General features: G+C 47.9%; 1 protein-coding gene and 2 pseudogenes. All 3 read right to left on the bottom strand.

Annotation, left to right across the window (positions count from 1 at the left end):
* The coding region (locus CGZ90_RS21150) for a sulfite exporter TauE/SafE family protein (RefSeq protein ID WP_240515499.1) at positions 1-740 on the bottom strand (740 nt) is incomplete at its 3' end.
* Between the two features lie 11 nt (positions 741-751).
* Positions 752-1,559 (bottom strand): annotated as a pseudogene (locus tag CGZ90_RS21145) (DUF72 domain-containing protein).
* Between the two features lie 39 nt (positions 1,560-1,598).
* Positions 1,599-1,824: pseudogene (locus CGZ90_RS20895) on the bottom strand (NADPH-dependent oxidoreductase); the annotation flags it as partial.

The raw sequence follows: 1,824 nt of genomic DNA, 5'->3' as shown, positions 1-1,824 counted from the left end.
GCCGGCAGCTTTTTGTGGATGTACGCACCGAGTCTGCCACCTAGGTAGGCACCTGGAACAAGAAATATCACGGCTTGCCATACTACATTGCCGTAATAGATATGCGCGATGCTGCCCGTAATACTAGATAGAAAGATCATGAACATGCTAGTCGCGACCGCTACCGTAACAGGAAAGCCAAATAGCAGCATCATCGCCGGCACCATGAGCGAACCGCCGCCAATACCGAACAGGCCAGAGATGATTCCGACTATAAAGGAGATAAGCAGTGCTGCCGCTGGTGGATAGCGGTAGGCAAATACATTCCCAGAGGTGTCTGTGAATGTCCGCTCCCATCCATTTTTGAAGGTTGCTTTAGGAAGCTTATCTTTTACCATCAGCAGGATGGATACAAGCAGCATGAACGAGCCGAAAAGAAGAGAAAAAAGCCCTTCATCCACCTGTTCGTTAAACGCGGCACCCACAAAAGAACCCGGTCCGCTTCCGAGAAAGAAAAGCCAGCCGCTCTTAAAATCAATGCGTTTGTCTGCCATGTAGGACCTAGTCGCAGCAAACCCTGTTACAATTAAAATAACGATTGATGTCCCTACGGCCGTCTGCGGGGTGAAATCTGGCAGCCCCGGAAGAAAGTTTTGTCCTGACAGCAGGCCAGGCACGATCAGGATGCCTCCGCCAAGACCGATTATGCTGCCTAACGTCCCCGCTGCAAGCCCGAGGGCGAACAGAAGAATCCAAACCATATTCGTCCCTCCTAAAATAAATCCAGCTGTCTTGGTGCCAACCNNGGCGTTATCCGCTGCGTCGCCGCCAGAGTTGTTGTTGAACAGCATGACCACTTTCTTGGTCTCTTTTTGGAGCTTCTCTATTATAGATTTCCATTCTAGCAATTCTTTTTCGTTGTAGCGGTACAAATAACGGACGTCCCGCCAGTTGGACTGTCCGTGATTGTTCCAGCCATGAACGTTCCTGCCATGCAGCCTGACAAGCACTGCTTTTTCAGTTGCATAAGGTACGAGCGGCACGGAGCCAGTACCTGCCTGTGGCTCATCGCATACTGTATGTATCCAGCCTTCATCTTTTATGAAATGGAGTGTTTTTTCCTTTACCTCAGGCAAATACCAGGATTGATTCCTGAATTCAATGGCTGTTGGAATATCACCCATCATTTCTTTTGTAAAGCGCAGCATCTGGACGCTCTCTTTGTCACATTCAAACCATGGAGGATATTGAAAAAGCACCATCTCAAGTTTTCCTGCTTCAATAACTGGTTTAATTGATTCCTTGAACGCATCAAACATCTCTTTCGTCGTTTCAAACGGAACCTTTCCGCGGGCATGTCCGGTCATCCCCTGATAAGCTTTGACCACAAACGAAAAGGTGTCCGGCGTTTGAGAAACCCAGCGCTCGTAGTTCCGCACTGGCTGTACTGCATAGAAAGCTGCATCCACTTCCACGACAGGAAAATGACCGGCGTATACTTCCAGTTTGTCTTTAGGCGGTGTGCCGTCAGGATATAACGTATCGTGGTCTCCCCATCCAGTAACTCCGATTGAGATCATCGCTTCACTCTCCCTTTACCATAAATTCTCATTTTTTCACTATTTATTGTTTAATCTTTTGCTGCTGATAAAGTTCTTCATATATGTACGTTTAGGCTGTGCCATCGAAGACATCATCTGACGCACCCAGCCTGCTGTTCTTTTCCCGCCTGTACTTTCTGAATAATAAGCTGCCGTCTCTTCCTCGTATGTTTGCAGCTGATCTTTCAGCACGCTGTCGTCTTTATACGTGTTCGTATGAAAAACCGCCTGAAACGGAAGCCTT

Source organism: Fictibacillus aquaticus (assembly GCF_002245695.1).
Classification (GTDB): domain Bacteria; phylum Bacillota; class Bacilli; order Bacillales; family Fictibacillaceae; genus Fictibacillus; species Fictibacillus aquaticus.
The sequence above is the reverse complement of the archived record's forward strand: the minus strand, read 5'-3'. Positions and strand labels throughout refer to the sequence as shown.